The sequence below is a fragment of the Fastidiosibacter lacustris genome, from assembly GCF_003428155.1.
Classification (GTDB): Bacteria; Pseudomonadota; Gammaproteobacteria; order Francisellales; family Francisellaceae; genus Caedibacter; species Caedibacter lacustris.
The window spans coordinates 120,341-142,814 of the sequence record NZ_QLIR01000002.1; the positions used below are offsets into that span (position 1 = coordinate 120,341).

21 protein-coding genes and 1 other RNA gene are annotated in these 22,474 nt (G+C 36.8%); 19 read left to right on the forward strand and 3 right to left on the reverse strand.

The genetic code is table 11. From position 1 onward, the window contains the following. Nucleotide 1 precedes the first annotated feature (1 nt). The 13 genes from DNJ77_RS01825 to elbB all read left to right on the forward strand — a co-directional run bounded on the left by DNJ77_RS01825 (nt 2) and on the right by elbB (nt 11,416). Nucleotides 2–670: a VirB8 family type IV secretion system protein gene (locus DNJ77_RS01825; RefSeq protein ID WP_116963296.1), complete on the forward strand. Its 669-nt coding sequence runs from the start codon at nt 2–4 to the stop codon at nt 668–670. Continuing rightward, nucleotides 667–1,698 carry a TrbG/VirB9 family P-type conjugative transfer protein gene (locus DNJ77_RS01830; RefSeq protein WP_116963297.1) on the forward strand — a complete coding sequence of 344 codons (1,032 nt, stop codon included), beginning with the start codon at nt 667–669 and terminating at the stop codon, nt 1,696–1,698. The genes DNJ77_RS01825 and DNJ77_RS01830 overlap by 4 nt, the downstream gene beginning before the upstream one ends. 18 nt (nt 1,699–1,716) lie before the next feature. Then, nucleotides 1,717–2,979 carry a TraB/TrbI/VirB10 family type IV secretion system protein gene (locus DNJ77_RS01835; protein ID WP_116963298.1) on the forward strand — a complete coding sequence of 421 codons (1,263 nt, stop codon included), beginning with the start codon at nt 1,717–1,719 and terminating at the stop codon, nt 2,977–2,979. Continuing rightward, complete coding sequence (locus tag DNJ77_RS01840; RefSeq protein WP_116963299.1) at nt 2,979–3,350, forward strand: hypothetical protein; 372 nt, start codon at nt 2,979–2,981, stop codon at nt 3,348–3,350. The genes DNJ77_RS01835 and DNJ77_RS01840 overlap by 1 nt, the downstream gene beginning before the upstream one ends. A gap of 7 nt (nt 3,351–3,357) precedes the next feature. Next, nucleotides 3,358–4,491 carry a type IV secretion system protein gene (locus DNJ77_RS01845; protein ID WP_116963300.1) on the forward strand — a complete coding sequence of 378 codons (1,134 nt, stop codon included), beginning with the start codon at nt 3,358–3,360 and terminating at the stop codon, nt 4,489–4,491. A gap of 5 nt (nt 4,492–4,496) precedes the next feature. Next, a complete protein-coding gene (lepB, locus tag DNJ77_RS01850; RefSeq protein ID WP_116963301.1) occupies nt 4,497–4,997 on the forward strand; it encodes a signal peptidase I in 501 nt (166 codons plus the stop codon). Next, on the forward strand, nt 4,994–5,944 hold the full coding sequence (gene trbB / locus DNJ77_RS01855) for a P-type conjugative transfer ATPase TrbB (protein WP_116963302.1): 951 nt from the start codon (nt 4,994–4,996) through the stop codon (nt 5,942–5,944). The genes lepB and trbB overlap by 4 nt, the downstream gene beginning before the upstream one ends. Before the next feature lie 68 nt (nt 5,945–6,012). Beyond that, complete coding sequence (pilM, locus tag DNJ77_RS01860) at nt 6,013–6,966, forward strand: type IV pilus biogenesis protein PilM (protein WP_192877923.1); 954 nt, start codon at nt 6,013–6,015, stop codon at nt 6,964–6,966. Beyond that, nucleotides 6,966–7,529: a PilN domain-containing protein gene (locus DNJ77_RS01865; RefSeq protein ID WP_116963304.1), complete on the forward strand. Its 564-nt coding sequence runs from the start codon at nt 6,966–6,968 to the stop codon at nt 7,527–7,529. Before pilM ends, DNJ77_RS01865 begins: the two co-directional genes overlap by 1 nt. After that, on the forward strand, nt 7,526–8,128 hold the full coding sequence (locus DNJ77_RS01870) for a type IV pilus inner membrane component PilO (RefSeq protein ID WP_116963305.1): 603 nt from the start codon (nt 7,526–7,528) through the stop codon (nt 8,126–8,128). Before DNJ77_RS01865 ends, DNJ77_RS01870 begins: the two co-directional genes overlap by 4 nt. Nucleotides 8,129–8,160: 32 nt before the next feature. Continuing rightward, a complete protein-coding gene (locus DNJ77_RS01875; protein ID WP_157966552.1) occupies nt 8,161–8,685 on the forward strand; it encodes a pilus assembly protein PilP in 525 nt (174 codons plus the stop codon). After that, the gene (locus DNJ77_RS01880; protein ID WP_116963307.1) at nt 8,672–10,495 is read left to right on the forward strand and encodes a type IV pilus secretin PilQ; all 1,824 of its coding nucleotides are present in this window, start codon (nt 8,672–8,674) and stop codon (nt 10,493–10,495) included. Before DNJ77_RS01875 ends, DNJ77_RS01880 begins: the two co-directional genes overlap by 14 nt. A 240-nt stretch (nt 10,496–10,735) precedes the next feature. Further along, nucleotides 10,736–11,416 carry an isoprenoid biosynthesis glyoxalase ElbB gene (gene elbB, locus DNJ77_RS01885; protein ID WP_116963308.1) on the forward strand — a complete coding sequence of 227 codons (681 nt, stop codon included), beginning with the start codon at nt 10,736–10,738 and terminating at the stop codon, nt 11,414–11,416. Nucleotides 11,417–11,420: 4 nt separating this feature from the next. Here elbB and alr read toward each other — a convergent pair whose 3' ends face one another. After that, nucleotides 11,421–12,512 (reverse strand): alanine racemase, encoded by a 1,092-nt coding sequence (gene alr / locus DNJ77_RS01890; RefSeq protein ID WP_116963309.1) that lies wholly within the window; start codon nt 12,510–12,512, stop codon nt 11,421–11,423. A gap of 267 nt (nt 12,513–12,779) precedes the next feature. Between alr and DNJ77_RS01895 the strand changes: the two genes are divergently transcribed. The 5 genes from DNJ77_RS01895 (at nt 12,780) to rlmKL (ending at nt 20,000) form a co-directional block, all read left to right on the forward strand. Further along, the gene (locus DNJ77_RS01895) at nt 12,780–13,982 is read left to right on the forward strand and encodes an amino acid permease (RefSeq protein WP_116963310.1); all 1,203 of its coding nucleotides are present in this window, start codon (nt 12,780–12,782) and stop codon (nt 13,980–13,982) included. Nucleotides 13,983–14,233: 251 nt separating this feature from the next. After that, a complete protein-coding gene (locus DNJ77_RS01900; protein ID WP_116963311.1) occupies nt 14,234–14,938 on the forward strand; it encodes a DNA-binding protein in 705 nt (234 codons plus the stop codon). A 9-nt stretch (nt 14,939–14,947) separates the two neighbouring features. Then, nucleotides 14,948–15,357, forward strand: an RNA gene (rnpB, locus tag DNJ77_RS01905) — RNase P RNA component class A. 107 nt (nt 15,358–15,464) lie between these two features. Next, the gene (locus DNJ77_RS01910) at nt 15,465–17,672 is read left to right on the forward strand and encodes a RelA/SpoT family protein (RefSeq protein WP_116963312.1); all 2,208 of its coding nucleotides are present in this window, start codon (nt 15,465–15,467) and stop codon (nt 17,670–17,672) included. A gap of 96 nt (nt 17,673–17,768) precedes the next feature. Next, on the forward strand, nt 17,769–20,000 hold the full coding sequence (rlmKL, locus tag DNJ77_RS01915) for a bifunctional 23S rRNA (guanine(2069)-N(7))-methyltransferase RlmK/23S rRNA (guanine(2445)-N(2))-methyltransferase RlmL (RefSeq protein WP_116963313.1): 2,232 nt from the start codon (nt 17,769–17,771) through the stop codon (nt 19,998–20,000). Here the strand turns inward: rlmKL and DNJ77_RS01920 are convergent. Continuing rightward, complete coding sequence (locus tag DNJ77_RS01920; protein WP_116963314.1) at nt 19,978–20,550, reverse strand: tetratricopeptide repeat protein; 573 nt, start codon at nt 20,548–20,550, stop codon at nt 19,978–19,980. The two genes, rlmKL and DNJ77_RS01920, sit on opposite strands and share 23 nt — an antisense overlap. Before the next feature lie 26 nt (nt 20,551–20,576). Further along, the gene (gene folD / locus DNJ77_RS01925) at nt 20,577–21,434 is read right to left on the reverse strand and encodes a bifunctional methylenetetrahydrofolate dehydrogenase/methenyltetrahydrofolate cyclohydrolase FolD (protein ID WP_116963315.1); all 858 of its coding nucleotides are present in this window, start codon (nt 21,432–21,434) and stop codon (nt 20,577–20,579) included. Nucleotides 21,435–21,694: 260 nt separating this feature from the next. On the opposite strand from folD, the gene DNJ77_RS01930 reads away from it, so the two are divergent. After that, on the forward strand, nt 21,695–22,474 hold the full coding sequence (locus tag DNJ77_RS01930) for a hypothetical protein (protein WP_116963316.1): 780 nt from the start codon (nt 21,695–21,697) through the stop codon (nt 22,472–22,474).

Below are 22,474 nucleotides of genomic sequence, written 5' to 3' on the forward strand. Positions count from 1 at the left end.
AATGAAAGAAGAGCAACAAGGTAAAACAAACTATCAACGAGCCTATGAAGAGTGGGAAGCTCGTATTGGTAGTGCTAAAAAGCAAGCACGTAATTGGATGATGGCAAGCATTGCGATTTTGATTATTTGTATTTTATTAGTGCTAGCAATTATCATCGAAGCAAATAGACAAAAAATGTATGTTTACGTTGCCGAAGTAAAACCACAAGAAAGTGTTGTCAATGTCCAAACAGCTTCACAGAGTTATGTTCCAACGGTGGCGCAGAAAATTTCGTTTGCAAGTGACTTCATTAAGAATATTACTGAAATTCCGCTTGATCCTATTGTTTTAAATCGCCAATGGCAAGCAGCACTACTTTCTGTATCAGGGCGAGCAGAAGATCAACTCAAACAAGTGTATCAAGCGCTTAACCCGTTAAAGTTGATTGGTGATAAAACCATTACCACAGTGGTGACAAATGCAAATGAAGCGAGTAATAATAGTTTTGAAATCACGTTTCAAACGACAACTTATAACAGAGATGGTGCAGTTGAGAGTGTAAAAATTTACTCTGGAATTTTTACTTTCTCACCCAGCATTCCACCAAAAACTTTAAACCAAATGATCATTAATCCATTAGGGTTAAAATTAGGGTTCTTCTCATTTAGCGAAAAAGGATCAAGTCAATGAAATTGAAAAAAATAAGCCATTTACTTCCAATAACCACTATTGTAATGCTAGGTTGTGCAACCAATAGTTATCAAGGTGATATTGATTCAGGTAAATTTGTTGAAGCAAAGCAAGAAGGTAGTGCAGGTGCTAAAGTAATTCGTGAGTATATTCCTGTGCCTATGCCAGGACAACTTCGCCCTGTACCAAATGCAGAAGTTGAAAAAACGACACAAAAACCAATTTTGACAAAAGAGCAAGTAGTTGCACAAGCGAATAAAAATGCACAACACTTTCCGGATCAAAACGATTTCTTTAATGCAATGATGACATATAGTTATATGCCAGGTGCGATGTACACAATTTATACAGCACCTCTTAACATTACAGATATCGTCTTTGAACCTAATGAAAAAATCATTTCGCAAGCAGCAGGTGATACACTTAGATGGCAGATAGCATCTACTTATAGTGGCGAAGGAAAAGATTTGCGTTGGCATATTTTAGTTAAGCCACAAAAATCTGACCTTACTAACTCAATGATTATCACAACAAATAAGCGGACGTATCACGTGATCTTGAAATCAGTAGATCCAGATCAGGCAATGGTTTCAGTTAGATGGCAATACCCAAGTGATATGGTGCAAGGCTTTAATGGTGGTAATTTAGGGAATTTGAATGCTGGAGTTGAAAATAGTACATTACTGCCACCACCACAACAATTATCAGGTATGGATTTAAATTTATCAGAGATGAAGTTTAACTATACTTGGAGCATGTTAAAAGGTGATACGCCAGCGTGGTACCCTGAGCAGATCTTTAGCTCAGGACATCAAACTTATATCAAATTCCCACATGAAGTCGTAGTCAGTAATGCGACGATGCCTGTCCCATTTATTAAATCAAATGATGGTGGTTATGGTACGGCAAACTTCAACTGGCGGATGAAAGGCGATTATATGATTGTCGATACAGTAATCAAAGATGCATATTTGAAAATTGGAACAAAACAATCTGGTGAAACAGTCGTTGAAATTTCACAAAAATAAATATAATCAAGGGTTATTATGGCTAAGAAAGAGCAAGATAAACTTTCGGTAAGAACAACGCCACCAAGGTCATCTGAGCTAAACAAAAAGTTAATTACGTTCGTTGGCGGAGCATTATTACTTATCATTATCGTTGCATTTATTTTTTCAATTAATGCACCTAAAAAAACAACCACAGACATCAATAGCTCGAATCTTAGTGCCCATTCATCAGGACAGAATCTCAAGGTTTCAGATGAACTGTCTAGCTATAAAGATGCACAAGCAATTCGTAAAAAGCTAGGGATGGATCAACCCGTTAAGGTCGTTCAACAGGAGAATCCAGAGTTGCAGCGCATGATTAATCAGCAGCGCTCACAACTGCAAGAGTTGCAAGTGCAAATTAATAACCTGAAAACTCAACCAATAGCACCACAAAAACCAACTGAGCCAAGTTACTCACCAATGGATCGGGAGGCGATGAATGCGCCGATTTTCTTTGGTGGTGGAGCGCCTCGCCCAATTCCACAAGATAATCAGCAGCCAGAAAAAGCAGCTCAAGATGGTCAACAAACTGGAAAAACAGCAGAAGAGCAGAGAGAGAACTTCATGAAAGGCGGGCTTACGGCTAAGGATATTACCAATCAAAACATAATTCAAAAACCCATATCTGACAACGTCATTATGGCGGGTAACTCAATTCCTGCGATTTTGCAAACAAAAATTATTTCAGACTTGCCAGGTACAATTGTTGCTCGTGTGTCAAAAGATGTCTACGATACTTTAAGTGGAGGGGTGTTACTGATCCCACGTGGTAGTTCCTTGATTGGTCAGTATAACTCTCAAACTGTCTATGGTGATACCAGTGTCCAGGTAAAATTTATTCGTTTGATTAGACCAGATGGTACATCAATTATTTTACCAAATCAGCAAGGCATGGATGACTCAGGAGTATCAGGCTTAGCAGATGAAGTGAATAATCACTGGGGACAACTCATTGGTGCTGCGGCATTATCAACTGTATTTAATGTGCCAGCAGTAGCGGCTCAGGTAGCCAGCCAACAAAGTGGTGCAGTTTGTACTGTCAATAGCGATGGAACCAAAAGCTGTACACCCGACTATGGCCAAGTAGCGCAAAGCTCAGTATTGCAAAGCTTAGGTCAAACAGCAACTCAAGTAGGTGGTAAGGTTACAGAGCGTGCAATGAATATTAAACCTACAATTACTATTAACGCAGGTAAAGAATTTTCTGTTTTGGTCACTAAAGACACTTATTTACCGCCTTATGGGCAGAGTGAATAATGAAGCGCGGAATAATTTTACTGTTGACGATATTGAGCTTACATGCCTATGGCAATGACTATGGTTCGGATAATGGTAACAATATGTATGGTAATACTCCTGCAACCTCAGCAACTAATAATAGCAGTAATAACAATAATAATGCGCAAGGAAATCAGCAGCTTCTGCAAGAGATGAATAAGAAAACCTCTAAAGGTTTGAAAGTTTTTGATAAATTGTTACGGGATGACGGTCAATCAAAAGAAGACTTTCTTGCCGATGTGGGACAAAATCCAACTGCTGATCAGTTTGAAGGTGGTGATAGTAGTGGTGGTCGTGTTGAAAACCCGTTTGCAAAAATATTGGGTGCTGATGCACAAAGTAATCAATAGGTAAATTATGGCAGATGTAACAAATGTTTTAGGTACACGGTTATTAGACGATATCCAGTTTGGATTTATTGGGCAGATCAATCAGCAGCTTAGCACATTACAGAATTCTGCTTTAGCATTGTTAGCAATTGTTGCAGGATTAGAGCTTGTTATATTTGGATTAGTCTGGATTATTAAACATGACGAAGGTGTAGGCAATCTTATCGTTAAGATCATTAAGATTGGTTTTTTCTTTACAATCGTTAAGTATTTCCCCGAATTGCTAAACATGATTTTAGTTACCTTTCTTAAAGTAGGTTATATTATAGCACCTGAAAAATCGCAAGCGTTATTGTATAGTCCTGGTAAGGTTTGGGTGATAGGTTTTAAAGCTGGAGTGTCGACGATGAAGATCTCAGTAGAGTATGGTACATTTAATGTGGGACTTTCTATGCTTTACTTGATTTTAGGAATGGGACTTCTCTTGATTTTTGCTGCTATTGGTGCGCAGATTATTATTTCTGTAGTATTATTCTATTTTGTTGCGGTTTTATCATTAATTGTGGTGCCTTTAGGTGTGTTTAAACCGACTCAGGATTTATTCTATAAAGCGATTCAGCATTTGTTGCGTACAGGCGTTAGATTGCTAGCAGTGATTTTTATTTTAGGAGTTGCATTTACATTGTTCCAAAGCTTAAAAATTACATCAATTAGTGATTCAACCAGTTTAGAGAAACCATTAGCATTATTTTTTACGTCGTTTATCTTACTGATTCTGATTTATACTTTGCCTTCTTATTTGGCAAGAGCAGTTGGTAAACCGGGTGGCAATATCTTCCAAAATATGATGGCCCCTGCAACGGCAAATGTTGTCGTATCACCGTCGATGCAATCCACACATGTTTCAGTATCTCCTGTGGGAGCTGCTGCGTCTATGCATGGTGTAGCAGGTTCTAGTGTCGCAATGGGTGGAGCGGTACAATCAGGTGCTACTATTGTATCAGGTGGATCTTATGCAGGTAGTGGAAATACAAATGTCAACGTTTCAACCACTGTTCAAGGTGCTTCACTTAATAGTCGTAAGCAAGACAAAGTAGCAGAGGCTTCAACTGTTAACAAGAGTATTTCCGATAGTACCATACGTAAAATTAAAGAAGATTAAAATAAATGATCCGCTTTGAAGCACTTTATAAGGGACTTATTACCATTGTAATTTTTTACGTTATATATTGGATATTGTACACCTTTCATATAGGTTTTATTAAACAACTTACACCAAGTATGCCACAAGGGTGGTATTTTACTTATCCAGTGATTGCGTTAGATAAAGGTGATAACGTTGTTTTTATGCCTAATACGCAAACAGAAGATTATGTAGTTGAACGTGGTTGGTTGCCAACTGGAGTGCCATTTATAAAGAAAGTTGTTGGATTACCTGGGGATTTTCTATGTATAAAGGATCAATCCGTTTATATTAATGAGAAGTGGATTGCAAGCGTATATATCAAAGATGATAAAGGCAGGTCATTACCTGTATTTAGGTACTGTGCACAAATCCCAAAAGATCAATATTTTATGCAAGGTGTTGCCCATTCTCATTCTTTTGATAGTCGATATTATGGGCTTGTTAGCCGTAACCAAATTGTGAGTAAGGCAATAAAGTTATGATACAAAGAGTATTAATTGAAGAACGCCAATTAAACATGCTAAGAACAGCATTTGGTCAGCAGATTATGGCGTATTTATATGATGATAAAATTATTGAAATCATGTTAAACCCAGATGGTCGAGTACATTATGAACGTATTGGTGAGGGAAAGGTTGCAACCGATATTTATATTCCAGCAGAGCAAAGTGAGAATATCGTTAAGCTTGTTGCTTCATTTAAGAATCACGTGGCTAATGAGGAGCACCCTGAAGTAGCTGCTGAGTTGCCATTCCAAGGTGCACGTTTTCAAGGTTGGTTACCTCCTGTTGTAAATCGTGCTTGTTTTTCGATCCGAAGACGTGCGATTGCAATTTTTACTTTGGACCAATACGTTGAGCAAGGTGCATTAACCAATAATCAGTCAGAAGGGTTAAAACGTGCTGTGCATGAACGTAAAAACATTGTCGTGGTTGGCGGAACGGGTTCAGGTAAAACCACATTTTGTAATGCATTATTGGCTGAACTAACAGGTAGTCAAGATCGTGTGCTGGTGATAGAGGATTTACCAGAGTTACAGGTAGACGTTGACGATTTGGTGTCGATGACAACAACCTCTTTTGTTAGTATGCGGGAATTAGTAAAGGGTTCGTTGAGAATGCGTCCAGATCGGATTATTATTGGCGAAGTTCGAGATGGTTCTGCCTTGGACTTGTTGAAAGCTTGGAATACAGGGCACCCAGGGGGAGTATGTACGATTCACGCCAACAGCGTAGAATCAACACCTTACCGCTTTGAGGATTTGATTCAAGAAGCCGTAGTAACTGTACCTAGAACACTTATTTTACAAGCAATAGACCTTATTGTTTTTATTGCCAGAGATAGAGCAGGCAAGCGTAAGATTACCGATTTGGTTGAATTATCTGGTTATCAAAATAATCAATATCTATTAACGCCTTATAAAGTATAGTATTTACACTGTTTTTCTTACGAAGCTTAGTTATACTATAGACAGTTTTATTTAATGGACTAATGTGCATGTTGTCATTTTTGTTATCACGCTTGCAAAGCAGAACACTTATTGCAATTGATTGGTCAGATCGCTATTTGCGCATAGTCGTTTTAAAGAAAAAAGCTATAGGTCAGTATGTATTGGAAGTCGCAGATTGCGAAGTATTGGAAGCAGGGATCATCGAGAATAATCAAATTATTGATTTCGCAACTGTGGCTGAAACGCTCATCGATTTGTTAAAACGAAATAAGGTGAAGAGCAAAAAAGTAGGATTTGTCTTAAGCAGCACCAATGTTATTAGCAAAACAATACAGATAGATAAAGGACTTAACGAAACACAACTTAAAGATGCGATCTTATTAGACTTCAATAAATACGTTTCTTATCCGGTTGAAGATACATTTTTTGATTTTAAGTTAATACCACAAAGTGATAGTACTAGCCAAGCACTATTACTTATTGCAGCACATAAAGACCACATTGAACAATATCAACGTTTGGCTAAAATCTGTAGGTTATCGATTGAGGTTATTGATGTTGATAGTTATGTGTTGCAGCGTTATATGCAGATTTTTCATGTCAGTTATAATGAAGATTATAATGTGCTCGTCTGTTTGAATTATAAACGATTTAAGATTCACATCTTTGATAATGATAATATTTACCTAGCTGAACATAAAAGCGTTTCTGCAAGCTTAAACGAAGAAGACTATTTGAATACACTTTCCGCTTGGCTTATACGTAATTTGCAGATGTTTGATGTATCTAATAAAGGTAAAAAACTTGAGCGATTGATGCTTTATGGTGATCGTGTTGAGATTGATAATTTGACGCAAGTAGTAAAAGACTTTACAGGGCTAGAGGCCATAATGATCAATCCTTTTACTCATTTGTTGAATATGAACCAAGCTCAACAAATTAAGCATGGTGCAGGTTATGTCCTTACGGTTGGTTTAGCAACAAGAGAAGGAATCAGCTGATGCACGAATTTAACTTATTGCCGTGGCGACAAATTTGTCAAAAGAGGCATTTGCAAGCACTTCTTTTTGACTTGATTTTCGTAGCACTAATAGGTGTTTTAATTACAATTATTTGGGTGATCATCGCTTCACAAGGATTGTCGAATCAATATAAGCGCAATAATTATTTAAAAGAGCAAACTACAGTTTATGCAAAAGAAAATGCTCGCATCGTTAAATTAGAGGAGGAAAAGATAGCATTATTGGGAAAAATTGAGCTATTAAACAATTTAGAAACTGAGCGTCAGAGAGTATTATCAGTTTGGTCGGGCTTATCTTCAGCTTTGCCTACATCCGTTTATCTAACGAGCATCCACAAAAATAAAAATGAACTTTCATTTGAAGGACGTGCTGAGCATAGTAAAGCAGTTGCACAATTGATGCGTGCCTTAGAAAACGATCCAACTTTTGATAGACCAGTGTTATCTAATATTAGTTTAATTGGTAAGCCTGGTTATGGTGCTGAGAATGCCTTTAAAATAACTGTTAACATTACTCAAAAAATAAAAAAGGAACCACAATGAAGAAGTTGATAATTGTGGTATTGGATAGCTTAAGCGTACAACCATTTTGGATCAAGCTTATTTTAAACTTAATCACCCTATTGTTCGTAATAGGGCTAGGTTATGTTACTGTAGTGAGTATGCGTTATCAACAAAGAGAAAATGCCTTTGCTCTTGAGTCTCAGTATAAAGAACAGTTGGTTAAGAGTATTTCACGTAGTAAGGCGTTACCTATATTGGCACAGCAAGTAGAAACCTTACAAGAAATATTTAACTATTCGCTTGATGCGTTGCCTACCGATAGTGAGCTACCACAATTAATAGAACAGCTATCAGATTTAGCCTTTCAAAATGGACTGCGTGTTAAGTTACTCAATCCACAACCATTGGAGTATAAAGAAAATTATGCAATTTTGGATATAGATCTGTCTTGTGATGGAACTTTTGAGCAATTGTCTAATTTCGTTAATAAACTAGAAACATTACCGCGTATTATATTGATTGAAAACTATCGTATTGTGCCTTATACCTCAGTCAGTGAATATGGGATATTACAAATGAGTATGAGCTTGCAAACTTTTAGCTTGAAGCTCAAACCAAATATGGGAGAAAACCAATGAAGGTTTGGTGCTTGATTTGGTTAGTAACACTTATGTTGTTGCTTTGTGGAAAAAATGCGCTTGCCATGCAAACGGATTTAGTAAGTTACGTAAATGAAATTTCGGCTAAAACACCCGCACAGGAAATAGCACCTTTACCAAAAATTAACGTAGTAAAAGTTCAACAGCTGAATTTAACCAACCTGCGTAATCCATTTGACACCCCAGCAAAACTACTCGTCAAAGAAGCACCTAAACAAGTTGTTGATGATAATAAGTACCAACCAAATTTAGCACGTAAAAGGCTGCCTTTAGAGCAAATTCCACTTGAAGACTTAAGATTTTCAGGTGTAATTGAACAAGGCGATCAAATTTGGGCTATTATAACCAACATTAAAAATCATCATGCAAATGTTGTACAACTTGGAGACTATCTGGGGCGAGATTATGGACGGATAGAGAAAATTACGGCAGAGTATGTAGAGATAGACGAGCGTAAAAAAGGAAAAGAAGGGAAATGGTACAAAGTAACAACGCTTTTAAAATTAAATCAGGTGGCTAAAAATGCTGAAAACTAAAGCACTTAAGTTATCTGTATCTATACTAACATGCGTTTTTACTTTGTCAGTAGATGCAAGTATTTTGCATTTTGGTTCGTTTTTAACGCTTGAATTAGATTTGTCAAAATATTTAAATCAATCAGCTGTGATTGATAAAAAAAGTGATGCTCCTGTTCCAAAAACAAATTTAGCTGTCATTCAAGGTACTACGGTAAAAGAAATAAATTCGCCAGAAAATATTTTAGAAGTAATAAAAAACCAAACAAATTTAACTAATATTTCGCATACGCATCGATTTATTGAGGATATTCGCTATCAGCGTTCAGTGAATAATGGTGGGGTATTGAAACTGCTGTGGGAAAAACAACCGGAAGCAATTGATTTCTTGGAACATAAAAATACTTTAGTGATCACATTTAAGAATACAAGCATTGCAGATTATTGGTTACATAGTATTGATACTACAATATTTAATACAATTGTGTCTTCGCTTGATTTGCAGCAAGAAGGCAGTTCACTTATTATGATTATGCGGATGGATGTCCCATTTCACTATACTCATAAAACAACAAGTACAGGACTTGAAGTAGAAATTAGTAATAAGCAAACGGAAATCGATGGATTTAGCGTTAATAAGAAAATTTCACTTAAATTTCAAGATGTACCGATCAGGTCACTTTTGCAAACAATGGCCCAATTTGCTGGTTTAAACTTAGTCATAAGTGATGGGGTTGAAGGGCAGGTATCATTGAGTCTCACTCAAGTACCGTGGGAGAAAGCACTTAATATCATTTTGTTATCAAAGAGCTTAGGGAAGCGGTTGATGGGGAGCATACTCTATATCGCACCTAATGCAGAGATTGCGGCACAAAATCAAGAGGCTGCGGTAGCTGAGCAAGCCAATCAAGCAGCAGCACCACTGACAACAGAATATATTCATTTAAACTACGCCAAAGCTGAAAATGTGATGAAGATGCTAGAATCTAGTAAACAGGGATTTTTGTCTTCACGCGGTTCGATAGCAACAGATGAGCGTACCAATATGTTGATTGTGACGGATACCAAAGACTATATCAGTGGCATTCGCTCGATGATTAATAATTTAGATGAGCCTGTTGATCAAGTGCTTATTGAGGCACGCATCGTTGAAGTATCAAAAAAGTCAGCATTTGATTTAGGACTTGGTTATAAAGCAAATAATGGCAAAGATAGTAGTATTAGTATCTTACCTAATTATCAAGATCCATCTAAACCAAGCCAAGGTTCAACCAATGCAACTTTAGCGTTTGCAGGTTTGTTTGGTGGGATTGATCTTACTCTTGAGTTATCTGCATTAGAAACAGAAGGAGATGCAAAAATCATTTCATCTCCACACTTGGTTGTAGCAGAGAATACAGAAGCATTTATTAAGCAAGGTAAAGAGATTCCATATAATGAAAGTAGTGCTTCGGGAGCTGCTAGTGTTGCGTTTAAAGAAGCAGTATTAGAGCTTAAAGTGAAACCTCAAGTCGCCCCAAACGGGGATGTTATTTTGGATGTTACCGTTAAAAAAGATGCGCCATCTACTGATGCGGAATTAAGCACAAGTGGAGAACCTGCATTAGACAAAAGGGAAATAAAAACAAAATTGATGATTAAAAATGGTCAAACAGTTGTTTTAGGCGGTATTTATGAAAAAACGATTGAATACTCTAAGAGTAAAGTTCCATTTTTAGGTGATATTCCACTTTTGGGTTGGTTATTTAGTAGTGTCAGTAATAGGGTTGAGAATAAGGAGTTATTGATTTTTATTACTCCTAAAATTATTAAAAGCGAAACAAAGATTTAGATTTTTAAACAAAGAACTTACGTTATTTATGGCTTATTTTGCTAGTTTCCCTAGACTCTTTAAAATTAAGCCAAGCATCTGTGCTGAACTCCCCTAGATATAATCGATGACTCAGAGCAGGCATTAGCGTAAACTTTTAATCGCTATATAACGTAGCACGAGGCATCTTCTATCGTGAATTATTTTGTAGTATTACGCAAAACAGTTTGTGATGGATATATAAAATTGATGGAGGAAATTATGCCAAATCAAACTAAAAAAGTAGCCGTATTATTAGCAGGGTGTGGTTCATTAGATGGCAGTGAAATTCATGAAGCTGTATTAACGTTATTGTCATTATCAAAACGTGGTATTGACTATGAGGTTATTGCCCCGAATAAAAATCAACACCATGTGATCAATCACATCACAGGCCAAGAAATGTCAGAAAATCGTAATATGCTGGTTGAGGCGGCTCGTATTGCAAGAGGTAAGATAAAAGACTTGGCTCAAGTGCAGCCATATGATTATAGTGCACTTGTCCTACCAGGTGGTTTTGGCGCAGCCAAAAACCTATGTGATTTTGCTTTTAAGCAAGATGCAACCTATCAGGTTGACTCACAAGTGAAAAAGTTTATTGAAGCGTTTAAAGGTGAGCATAAACCAGTTGGTTTTATTTGTATTGCACCTGTGATTGCAGCCGAAATTTACCCAAGCGTAAGCTTAACAATTGGTCAAGATGAGGCAATAGCGAACATACTTCAACAAAAAGGTGCAAAACACGTTAAGGAATGTGTCAGTAGTGTATGTATAGATCATGACAATCAAGTAGTGACAACGCCTGCATATATGTTAGGAAAATCGATCGCTGAGGTAGCTGAAGGTATTGATAAATTAATTGAAGCAGTTGCCAGCTTGATAGATGAGAAAATTCATGTTTAATGTCTTAATCAAGATAAAAACGTGTAACACGAGGGTTAATGGCGGTAAGTATGGCATAGCTTGAAGTACCAATTTGTTTGGCAATCTGATCAACAGTCAGTTTTGGTACACCAAACAAAGTCACGACATCTCCAATTTTGATATCATGATTTGCACCAATTTCAATTGCCATTAAATCCATCGAAACTTTGCCCGCAGTGGGATAGGGGATATCGTTAATTAACACAGTTGTCCCATTTGGTGTAGATTGTGGATAACCATCACCATAACCGATACTGGCAATTGCGATATACGTGTCTTCTTCAGCAATATATCTACGATTGTAACCAACCGATTCACCTTTTTTGATCGGCTGAATGGCAATCACATGGCTGTGTAAAGACATCACGGAGTGAAGTGTACAACCAAGATCTTTTGCATCTTGCGCACAAGCTCCATATAAAGCAAGACCAATTCGAATCGTGTTGGTTTTATCAATGTTAGCATTCAGTAGAGAGGCAGCAGAGTTAAATGCACTGATATTGACAAGTTGTTTATCTTGAATAAGTTGATAAAAACGGGTTAATTGTAACTGGGTAAAACTTTGATCTTTATTTTCTGATTCTGCTAAATGAGTTAAGGCGTTTAGTGGTTTTTGATAGAACTGGGCCTTGTTGTATAAATCATTAAACTCGTTATAATTTAAGCCTAAACGATTCATTCCAGTATTGACTTTAAGCCATATTTCAGCGTTGCATCTTTTAAAATAAGGTACAAGTAATTCATATTGGTAAGTGCTATGAATGATAGGGATGAGGCTGTGATTGATCAACTTTTGTGTCATTTGTTGACAGAAAAAGCCGGAAAAAATAATGATTTTAGTATTTATGCCATAATCGCGTAGCTCAATACCTTCTTCAATACTCGCAACGCCAAAATAATCGCATAAACCATCTAGTGCATGTGCAATTTCAATTGCGCCATGACCATAAGCGTTTGCTTTGAGCATGACAATCACTTTTTTGTGTGGATGTAGTACTTTAATGTTGTGTAAATTTTGGTGTAAGTTTGTAAGGTGAATATCTGCAAAAGCTCGCAGATTGTGGTAGTTATTCATAACAAAAAGGCAAATAAAGTTAAAAAATTTAACGATGTGTTTAGGATAACGCCTTTTAGAGTAAGTACAAGTTGTTTTGCGAGGCTATTGTTCTTAATAAATCATTTACCCTGAAATCTTTACTCTTTTTCGATGGTGACCAGTACCCTCTAATTTTGATAAAAGTTTACCGCAAAAATCGCTTGTGGGTTTTATTGGTAATGGTAATATAAAACTTCGTCAAATATCTAAGACTATAATACATAAATTATGTCGGAAACTTATACAATGCTATCGGTTTCAAGGATGAAACAACTCGGTGGTATTTTACTTATTGCAGGCACATCAATTGGTGCAGGCATGTTAGGTATTCCCTATGTGGTAGCCGCGATTGGTTTTAAAAGCGCAGTGGTTTTGCTTTTTATTAACTGGATCATCATGTTGGCTACAGCATTACTGATTGTAGAAGTGAACATTAGGCAGCCGTTATCGGCGGATTTAAATACGATGGCTTATGCTACGTTAGGTAGAGTGGGGCAATTCATTAACTGGATTGCCTACTTATTGCTATTATATGCTTTAACAACTGCTTATATTTCTATGGGTGGGAGTTTGCTTAATCAATATGTTTTACATTTATCAAGCTCAAGTGGTTATGGCGCTTTATTGTTTACGCTTCTGTTCGGGATGGTGATTTATTTTGGTACATCAGCCGTTGATCAGCTCAACAAAGTGTTTTTTACACTTAAGACTGTGTGTTTTATAGCGATTATTGTGGTCGTTGTGCCTTATGTACAAACCAATTTGTTAGAAAGTGATAGTTTGGGTATTGGTTATGCTTGGTATGCCTTTCCAATTTTAATTACTTCTTTTGGTTTTCATATAGTGATCCCGACAATCCGTAATTATTTTAAAAACGATCAGGCCCTGAAAAAAATCGTTATAATTGGTGCCAGTGTACCATTTGTGGTATATGTTATTTGGGTTGCTATAACTTTAGGAGTCATTCCAGTATTAGGAAATTATGGCTTTCAATATTTAATGAAACATAACATAGATTTAGGGTTAGCTTATCACAACCTTCTGAATGTAGATGTAGTCAGTGGATTTATTGTTGGTTTTTCTAACGTTGCAGTTACGACTTCATTTTTAGGAGTAACTTTAGCGTTATTTCATTTTAACCAGGATACTTATAAGCTTAAAAAAACGATGAAAGCGCGACTTGTGAATTTTGTAATCACCTATGTTCCGCCGTTAATATTTGCTGTATTTTTTGTCAATGGCTTTTTAGCTGCTTTAGGCTATGCTAGTATCTTTGTCTGTATTTTATTAATCATATTGCCAGCCTGCATGACATGGTCATTAAGACAAAAAGAAAAGCGTAATGGGTTATTGAGTAAGGCTTATCTTTTGCTGTTAATTGTAACGGGTGTATTTATCGTTATTCTCCAATTATTGGCAAGCATAGGACTTTTAGCAGTATTATCGTGATTTAACTTGAGTTTTCGAGTTTTTTTAGTAATAATTCGCACATCGAGTTTACGTCTGAATAATATTTCTGCTAAACCTTGCTATGTAGCGCTCTTTCTACTTTTATGAAAGTAAATAACGAATACGTGGAAAATACGTAAACTTTTAGGCTTAATATTGATTTTTCTACGTATTATTGATTTCACTCGCTCAGTGCTGGCGTGTTAAAGGTATGCGTAGTGTAGTGTAAAATTCTTGAAATAAGGGAATTCATGTCCGAAGAGAATCAAATTACTTATGAAGAAGTGTCAGCGATTGCTGATCGGTTAAATAAGGAGGGTCGTCGAGTCACCCTGGAGTATGTGCGTAGAGAGTTAGGTAAAGGTACACATGCACAAATTGCTGTATTTTTAGGTAGGTGGCAAAAAGAAAATACGCATTTATCGGAACAGGAAAAATCAAAAAATAGAACTCAATGTTTTCGTGACAAAAACCATGATAGGTCAAACGCTCAAGGTAAAGAAAGATCTAATATGCTTCGAAGACCTGATATGTCAACCTTTAAAGAGCATCGAACTCATCGACAACAGCAAGATGAACTAGAATCATTGCAAAAGCGAGCTTTCGCTCGTAATTCGAAACCCCAATTTATCACAAATGGGAATGGGGAAGAATCGTATGAATCTATTGCACCAATGGAAGAGCTAACGACAGAGCGTTTACAAAAAGAGCCAGTCATTATTCAAAAGTTATTTCAAGCAATGATCGCGATTAAAGCAGCAAGGGCAGTGGCACTAGAAGAGTATCAACAAGCCCAAAGCGAGCTCTTAAGCACTCGCATGGAGTGTGATCAAAAAGTGCGTGAATTTAAAAAATACGCTAATGAGCAGTTATTGGCATTGCAAAGTGAATATAGCCGTCTTAAAGCAATTACTGAACGTGAAGTCATTGCTATTCGTCAACAGCTAGACATATAATAATATTGCTAAGTTGGTCAGACAGTCGCGTCTTACCACGTTATTACATTAGTGTTTAGCTTAAAATTATTGTCTAAAGATTAAGATGTAAAAAGTGGTAGGGTGAGGAAAGTCCGGGCTTCACAGAGCAAGATGCCAGGTAATGCCTGGGAGGTGTGAACCTACGGAAAGTGCAACAGAGAGTAGACCGCCGATGGTATCTAAATATACACAGGTAAGGGTGAAACGGTGTGGTAAGAGCACACCGCGCTTTTGGTAACAAAAGTGGCACGGTAAACCCCATCTGAAGCAAGGTCAAATAGGGTTGTGATAGCATTGCTCGTGTTGCAACTGGGTAGACTGCTTGAGCATGATGGTGACATAATGCCTAGATAAATGACTGTCCACGACAGAACCCGGCTTATAGACTGACTTAGTAAACATATTAATGTTTATTTCTATACTTTCACTAGGGTTTTTGACTCATTTTCGTTATGCTTAAAGGCAAAGACTCTAGGCATTGTTATAAATAACGGACAAAGTACAAATGGTGAAAGTTACTGATCGCTATGTTTTAACAAAGGATGGTTTTATTGACTTTGAAAAATGGTTACCTTTGTTAGAGGAGTTTTATCCAAAGTCTAGGTTACAAACGATTGCTGGTGCTATTGATATTCTGGTGGAATATGGCATAGATCAACCATCAGTACATGGTGGAACATGTTTTAGCTATGGTGTGGAAATGGCCGCAGTGCTTTTTGATTTGCAAGCAGATGAAGATTCTGTAGCCGCCGCCTTATTATTTGAGCTGCACTATAACCAAAAAATTCCGCACGAAAAAATCATTGAAAGATGTGGCGAATCGGTGCTTAAAATCTTAGATGGAGCGTGTGCGATGTCCGCAGTACGCGCTTTGCAAAATGTAAAACCTAGCCAAACGCAGGTTGATACCTTTCGTAAAATGCTATTAACCATTGTTGAAGATGTACGTATTGTGTTGGTGAAGCTTGCTGATCGTGTGTGTACGATGCGAGCAGTCAAACATTGGACAGAAAGTTATAAGCAAACGATCGCTAAAGAAATCCTCGAAATATATGCCCCTTTGGCTAATCGTTTAGGATTGGCTAAAACAAAATGGGAGTTAGAAGACCGTGCATTTGCTTGCTTGTATCCTGTTGAATATAAAAAAATAGCACGAGGACTTAAGAAGAAGCGGCTACAAAGAGAAGCCTATATTCAAGATGCGATGGATACATTGGCAGCTATTTTAGAAAAAGAAGGGATTCACTTTGAGTTAAGTGGACGTGTTAAGCATATCTATAGCATTTGGCGTAAGCTTAGGAAAAAAGAGCGTGATTTAAATGAAATTTATGACATCCGTGCGATGCGTATTTTAGTTGATTCAGTGGATGAGTGTTATCGCGTATTGAGTATTGTTAATGAGTTATGGGAACCGATTCCCAATGAGTTTGCAGACTATATTGCTACACCAAAACAAAATGGTTATCGCTCTGTACACACTGTTGTTTATGGTCCTGACGCATTGACGCTTGAAGTTCAAATTAGAACCTTTGATATGCACAACGAATCAGAAATGGGTGTGGCTGCACATTGGCGTTATAAAGAAGGGGTACGACATGATCCAAGTTATGAGGCAAGAGTCAATTGGTTAAGGTCATTATTAGATTGGGAAAGTGAGCTTGCCAATGAACTCAATAGTGATGAACTAAGAAAGAATATTACTAGTAATCGTGTTTATGTGTTTACACCCAATGGTGATGTTATTGATATGGAATCAGGTTCTACTGTATTAGATTTTGCCTATATGGTGCATACAATGGTAGGACATCGAACCAAAGGCGCGAAAGTTAACGGTAAGATTGTTCCATTAACAACAAAGCTTGATACAGGTGATAGGGTTGAAATATTAACCCAAAAGGAGCCACATCCAAGTTTGGATTGGGCAAATGTAAGCAATGGCTTTATTTACTCGGCAAAAATCAGAGCTCGTGTTGCGCGTTGGTTTAAGCAACAAAATAAGGAGCAAAATGCGCTACTAGGACGTGAGCGTTTACTAGATGAGCTGAAGCACCATCGATTGAGGTCTGTTGATTATAAACTGATTGCAGAGCATTTTAACATGTCTGATGAAGAAACTTTTTATGCAAGTATCGAAACAGGGGATCTTCGTTTTAATCAAGTGATTAACTATATTGTTGAGCACTATAAACAGTTAGACAAAACAGTCCACGATGATAAGGCATTAAAAGGGTTTAACACAACACAAAATCTGGATGAAAAGGTTAGGAAAACGGACTTAACAATTTATGGTGTGGATAATTTGTTATCACACATGGCTGGTTGCTGTAAGCCTGTGCAAGGAGACGATATCGTTGGTTATTTAACACAAGGTAGAGGCGTGACTGTGCATCGTACAGTATGTCCAAACTTCTTGAAATTACGCTTAAATGCACCTGAACGTGTACTTGATGTTCAATGGGGGAAAAAGGATTTGCGTCGCTATCAAGTTGATTTATTACTCGTTTGTAGTGACGTTATCAAGGCAGTGCATGAAGTAACAAGCATTTTGGCAATTGAGAAAATTACTATTGTTAGTTTGCAGCCATCATCTTCTGACAAGCACAAAATCATTAAACTCAACCTCATTTTAAGTGATATGCAAACCTTGGAGGCTTTAGTAAAGAAGATCAATAGTACGGAGCATGTTGAAACAATCTCAAGGGTGATTTGTTAGCTTTTACTTTGTCGTTCAAATAAACTGTTACCATCTAAAGACTTTTATAAAACTCTGCGTATAATGCTGGATAAATCCATCGTTACTTAGATCATAATGAATTACGCAAATCAAGCAAACCCTATAGAAGATAAGATATATTCCCTATTTGCCAGTTGTGCTAAAGGCATTGAGCTCTTGCTAAAAGATGAGCTTTTGAACTTAGGTGCACTAAGTGCACAAGAGAAATTAGCAGGGGTAATGTTTGAAGCATCATTGTCAACGAGTTACAAAATATGTTTACATTCCAGGCTTGCCAATCAAGTGCAGCTAAAACTTAACGAATTCAAGTTTAAAGATATAGATACTTTTTATAACGTGTTATATGGTTTGCCGTGGAATAGTTACTTTAGCGTTGATAAGTCAATTAAGATTGAAGTCTCTGGTAAACATCAAGCCTTTAATAACACTCAATTTGCGGCACAAAAAGCAAAAGATGCAATTGTGGATTGTTTTCGTGACCAAATGGATGAGCGTCCTAATGTTGCGTTGGATATGCCGGATATTTTTATTGCTATTCATTTTCAAAAAGATGAGGCTTATATTTATTTGTCTTTGAGCGGTGAGAGTTTACATCGTAGAGGTTATCGATTAGCTCAAGGTGAGGCTCCGTTAAAAGAAACCTTAGCTGCTGCGATTTTAGTACGTTTGGGGTGGATAGAAATGCTAAAGACAGAAGCGCCAATATTGGTAGATCCTATGTGTGGCTCAGGTACTTTACTGATTGAAGCGGCAATGATGACATATGATATTGCACCAAATTTAAATCGTGAAAATTTTTGTTTTATGCAATGGCGGAATTTTGACGTAGATGTTTGGAAAAGCTTGAAAGCACAAGCCATCGAAGCAAAAAAAGCTGGGTTAAAAAATCAGAATGTTCGTTTTATTGGCTATGATTATGATGAGAAAGTGATTGCTAAGGCAAAGGAAAATGTTTTAGCTCTAGGACTGACTGAATATATAGAGTTAGCGGTTAAGGACGTTAAGTATTTAACTAATTTAACCAAATCACACACGGGGTTGATTGTAACCAATCCGCCTTATGGCGAGCGCTTATATTATAATGAAACCGAAAAATTGATACGTCTATTTAAAACGTTTGGACAGATGCTTATAACCGAATTTAAAGGTTGGCGCGTGGGAATATTTAGTGCAGCAAGCGATTCGGTCAAGGCATTGGGATTGAGAGCATTCAAACACAATAAGTTTTTTAATGGTGCTTTAGCAACGACTTTGTACCAGTTTGAAATTTCTGATCAGTGGGTCATGAAGCATGAAACAACTAAACAAAAGTTAATGCGTCAAGCAAGTAATGCAATTTTACAGGATGATGCACATTTGGCATTTAAAAACCGCTTATCAAAAAATCATCAGCAATTACAAAAATGGGCAGTTCAGCAGGAAATCGAATGTTATCGTGTATATGATGCTGATATTCCAGAGTATGCAGTAGCAGTTGATTTGTATCATAGAAATGCCCACATTCAAGAATATCAGATGGGGAAAAACGTTGATCAAAAACTTGCGCAAAAGCGCTTACTACAAATGGTTTATCATGTAAGTGAAGTGCTAGGGGTGAAGTATGACAATATTTATGTTAAAACAAGGCAAAGGCAGCAAGGCGCAAAGCAATATGAGAAACAATCCGAAATAGGGCAATTTCGTGTGGTTAAAGAACATGACTGCTTGTATTACGTAAACTTTACGGATTACCTAGATACAGGTTTATTTTTGGACCACAGGAAAATGCGTCAGCTGGTTGCCAAGGCAAGCACAAATAAAACACTGTTGAACCTATTTTGCTATACCTGTACGGCAAGTGTGCAATCAGCCTTAAAGGGTGCCAAGACCATTAATGTTGATATGTCTAAAACTTATTTAGAATGGGGTAAACGTAATTTTAATCTCAATAAAATAGACCTAAGTCAGCATTTATTTATTCAGGAAGATTGCTTTAGTTGGTTAAAATCAGCATTTAAGATGCGTAAAAAGTTTGATGTAATTTTTTTGGATCCGCCAACGTTTTCAAACTCTAAGCGAATGCAGAATGTGTTAGATATTCAGAAAGATCAGCTGGAACTCATTGAACTTACAATGCAGTTGTTGACAAAAGATGGTGTGCTTTATTTTTCGAACAACTTCCGGAAGTTTAAGTTTGATGAAAGCTTGATGAAGAAATTTAATTGTCAAAATATAGATGATAAATGCCTCTCGCGTGATTTTTTAAGGCGCCCTAATATCCATCATTGTTGGGAGATTAGGGAGTTTAGAAAAATGGTAAAGAACTAAGGTTAACATCTATGCCATTTTCGCGTGCTTGACGTAGCCAGTAGTTGGATTTAAATAAATTGGCAGACACTCCTATCCCTTTTTTATACATATAGGCAAGGTAAATTTGTGCATGTGGATAGTCGTTTTTTGCTGCTTTTTCTATCCAATAAAAACCTACTGCAGGATTAGATTGTACGCCTAACCCTTGAAAATACATAAGACCAAGCTTAAATTGTGCTTCAGCATAACCAGTTGCCGCAGAATATTGAATATAATCAACTGCCTTATCAATATTGTAATTATCCACATTACTTTGCTGGCTATATTCTATTCCTTTATTGTATGCGTCTTTAGGAGAAAGATTACGGTAGTTGGTTTTATTTTCAGCATCGTTTTGCTTTTTAGTGACATGTCCATTTTGATTGTTAGTAGTAGCAGTTGTAGTTTCGGTACGATCAATTGTGTTAGCGTGAGTCTTGTGAAAAACAACAATCACTATTGCCGATATCAAAAGGCAAAAAAGGCTTAAAATTGACCAAAATGAAGGCTGTTTTTTTGTAATACTCATAATATACTCCAAACTTCTCGGGGCTATTATGCCTTGTTATGTAAATGCTCACAAGCAAATAACGTATTTTCAAGTAGGGTCACAATGGTCATAGGACCTACACCACCTGGCACCGGAGTAATATATGCAACTTTATCGATGGCGCCATTAAAGTCGACATCGCCTACAATACTACCATCTTCGAGGCGATTAATCCCAACATCGATAACAACGGCATCTTTTTTAAGCCATTTACCTTGAATAAACTGAGGTTTGCCAACAGCCGCAACGACTATATCGGCGCGACTTAAATGCGCTTGTAAATCCGTTGTGAATCGATGACAAGTTGTAACGGTTGCGCCTGCTAATAGAAGCTCCATTAACATCGGACGACCAACAATGTTTGATGCTCCCACGATAACAGCATGCTTACCCTTAAAAGTATCTATAGTAGATTCTAATAGTGTCATGACACCTTTAGGAGTACAAGGGCGCAGTAGGGGATTTCTTTGCATAAGTTTGCCAATGTTATAAGGGTGGAAACCATCGACATCCTTATCAGGGCGAATCGCCTCTAGAATGCGTTCAGCGTCGATGTGTTGTGGCAAAGGTAGCTGTATCAAGATACCATCAATTGTAGGATCATTATTTAGTTTATCGATTAAACTAAATAAAGTGTCATTATCGGTATCAGTAGCCAAATCATAGTTTTGAGAGAGAAAGCCAACTTCTTCACAAGCTTTACGTTTGTTATTAACATATATCCGAGAAGCTGGATCGTTACCAACAATAACAACGGCAAGACCCGGGAGGCGTTTACCCTTATTTTTGAGCTCAACAACATGTTGCTTGATATTTAACCTGATTTCTTTGGCTTTTTGTTTGCCATCAATGATGCTACCCATATTCGCTTACTGTACACATTCCATTTATTGGCTGTATATAATAGTCAATCTAGCGGTTATTTAAAACAAGAAGTTATCTTAAATTAGTGAGTTTTTTTATTAACTAGATGTATATATTTTGTGGTTTTAAAACTATCAAAAATTTTATTGGAAGATTATCCATAAGTATGATAGTTTTCTTTGCCATCTAAACTAATCATCTAGGTAACGTTCCTTGCAAGTGATATATGGGATGAATCTAAAATAAAGATGTGCGGAAAATGAAAGAAAAAAATAATAACCTTCAGAAGATAGAGCAATTTCGTTTAGATGAGCTAATTAATGAGATACTGATGACATTTAGTTGTTGTGGTGTGGATTACGCGTTAGTAAATCAATCGTTTACTTGGTGTACCCCTTTGCATGCTCATAGATATATTTATCGTTTTTATGGCAATAAGAACCAATATTGCTATCAAGATCCTTATCATAACTATAATTTAATTGGTTTATTGCCAAGATTTTGCCACTTATCTGAGATTGCAGTACATGCAAAAGCTTGGCAAGAGTTGTTTACTCCTGAGCATTCTAAGTATGGCGATTGCTATGCCGTATCTTATTACTTTTGGGGTGATACTAATATACATCGTTTTGTACTTTATTTTGATAATATCCATAATATAACCACGCTTTATCTTCGGTTTATAGATCTGTACCATACGCTAAACAAGCTTGTTTCTCATATTGCACCGTTAGTGACAAAATTTTTTGATGAGTTTGTCATTTACCCTGAACAGCTATCTTCATTAGCATTACCACCACATTGGTTAAGAGCGCATAAACATAAAAATATTCAGGTAGAATTTAACCTAAGTGATAAGGAAATGCACTTTTTTACGCTTTTAGGTCAGGGAATAACAGAAAGAAATGAATTGGCCCAGCACATGAATGCCTCAACACGCACTGTAGATAACTATATTCAAAAATTAAAGCAATTATTTCGTTTGACAGATAGTTATGAGTTGTTTGAATATATAAAGCGATATTGGCTGTTGGAGTAA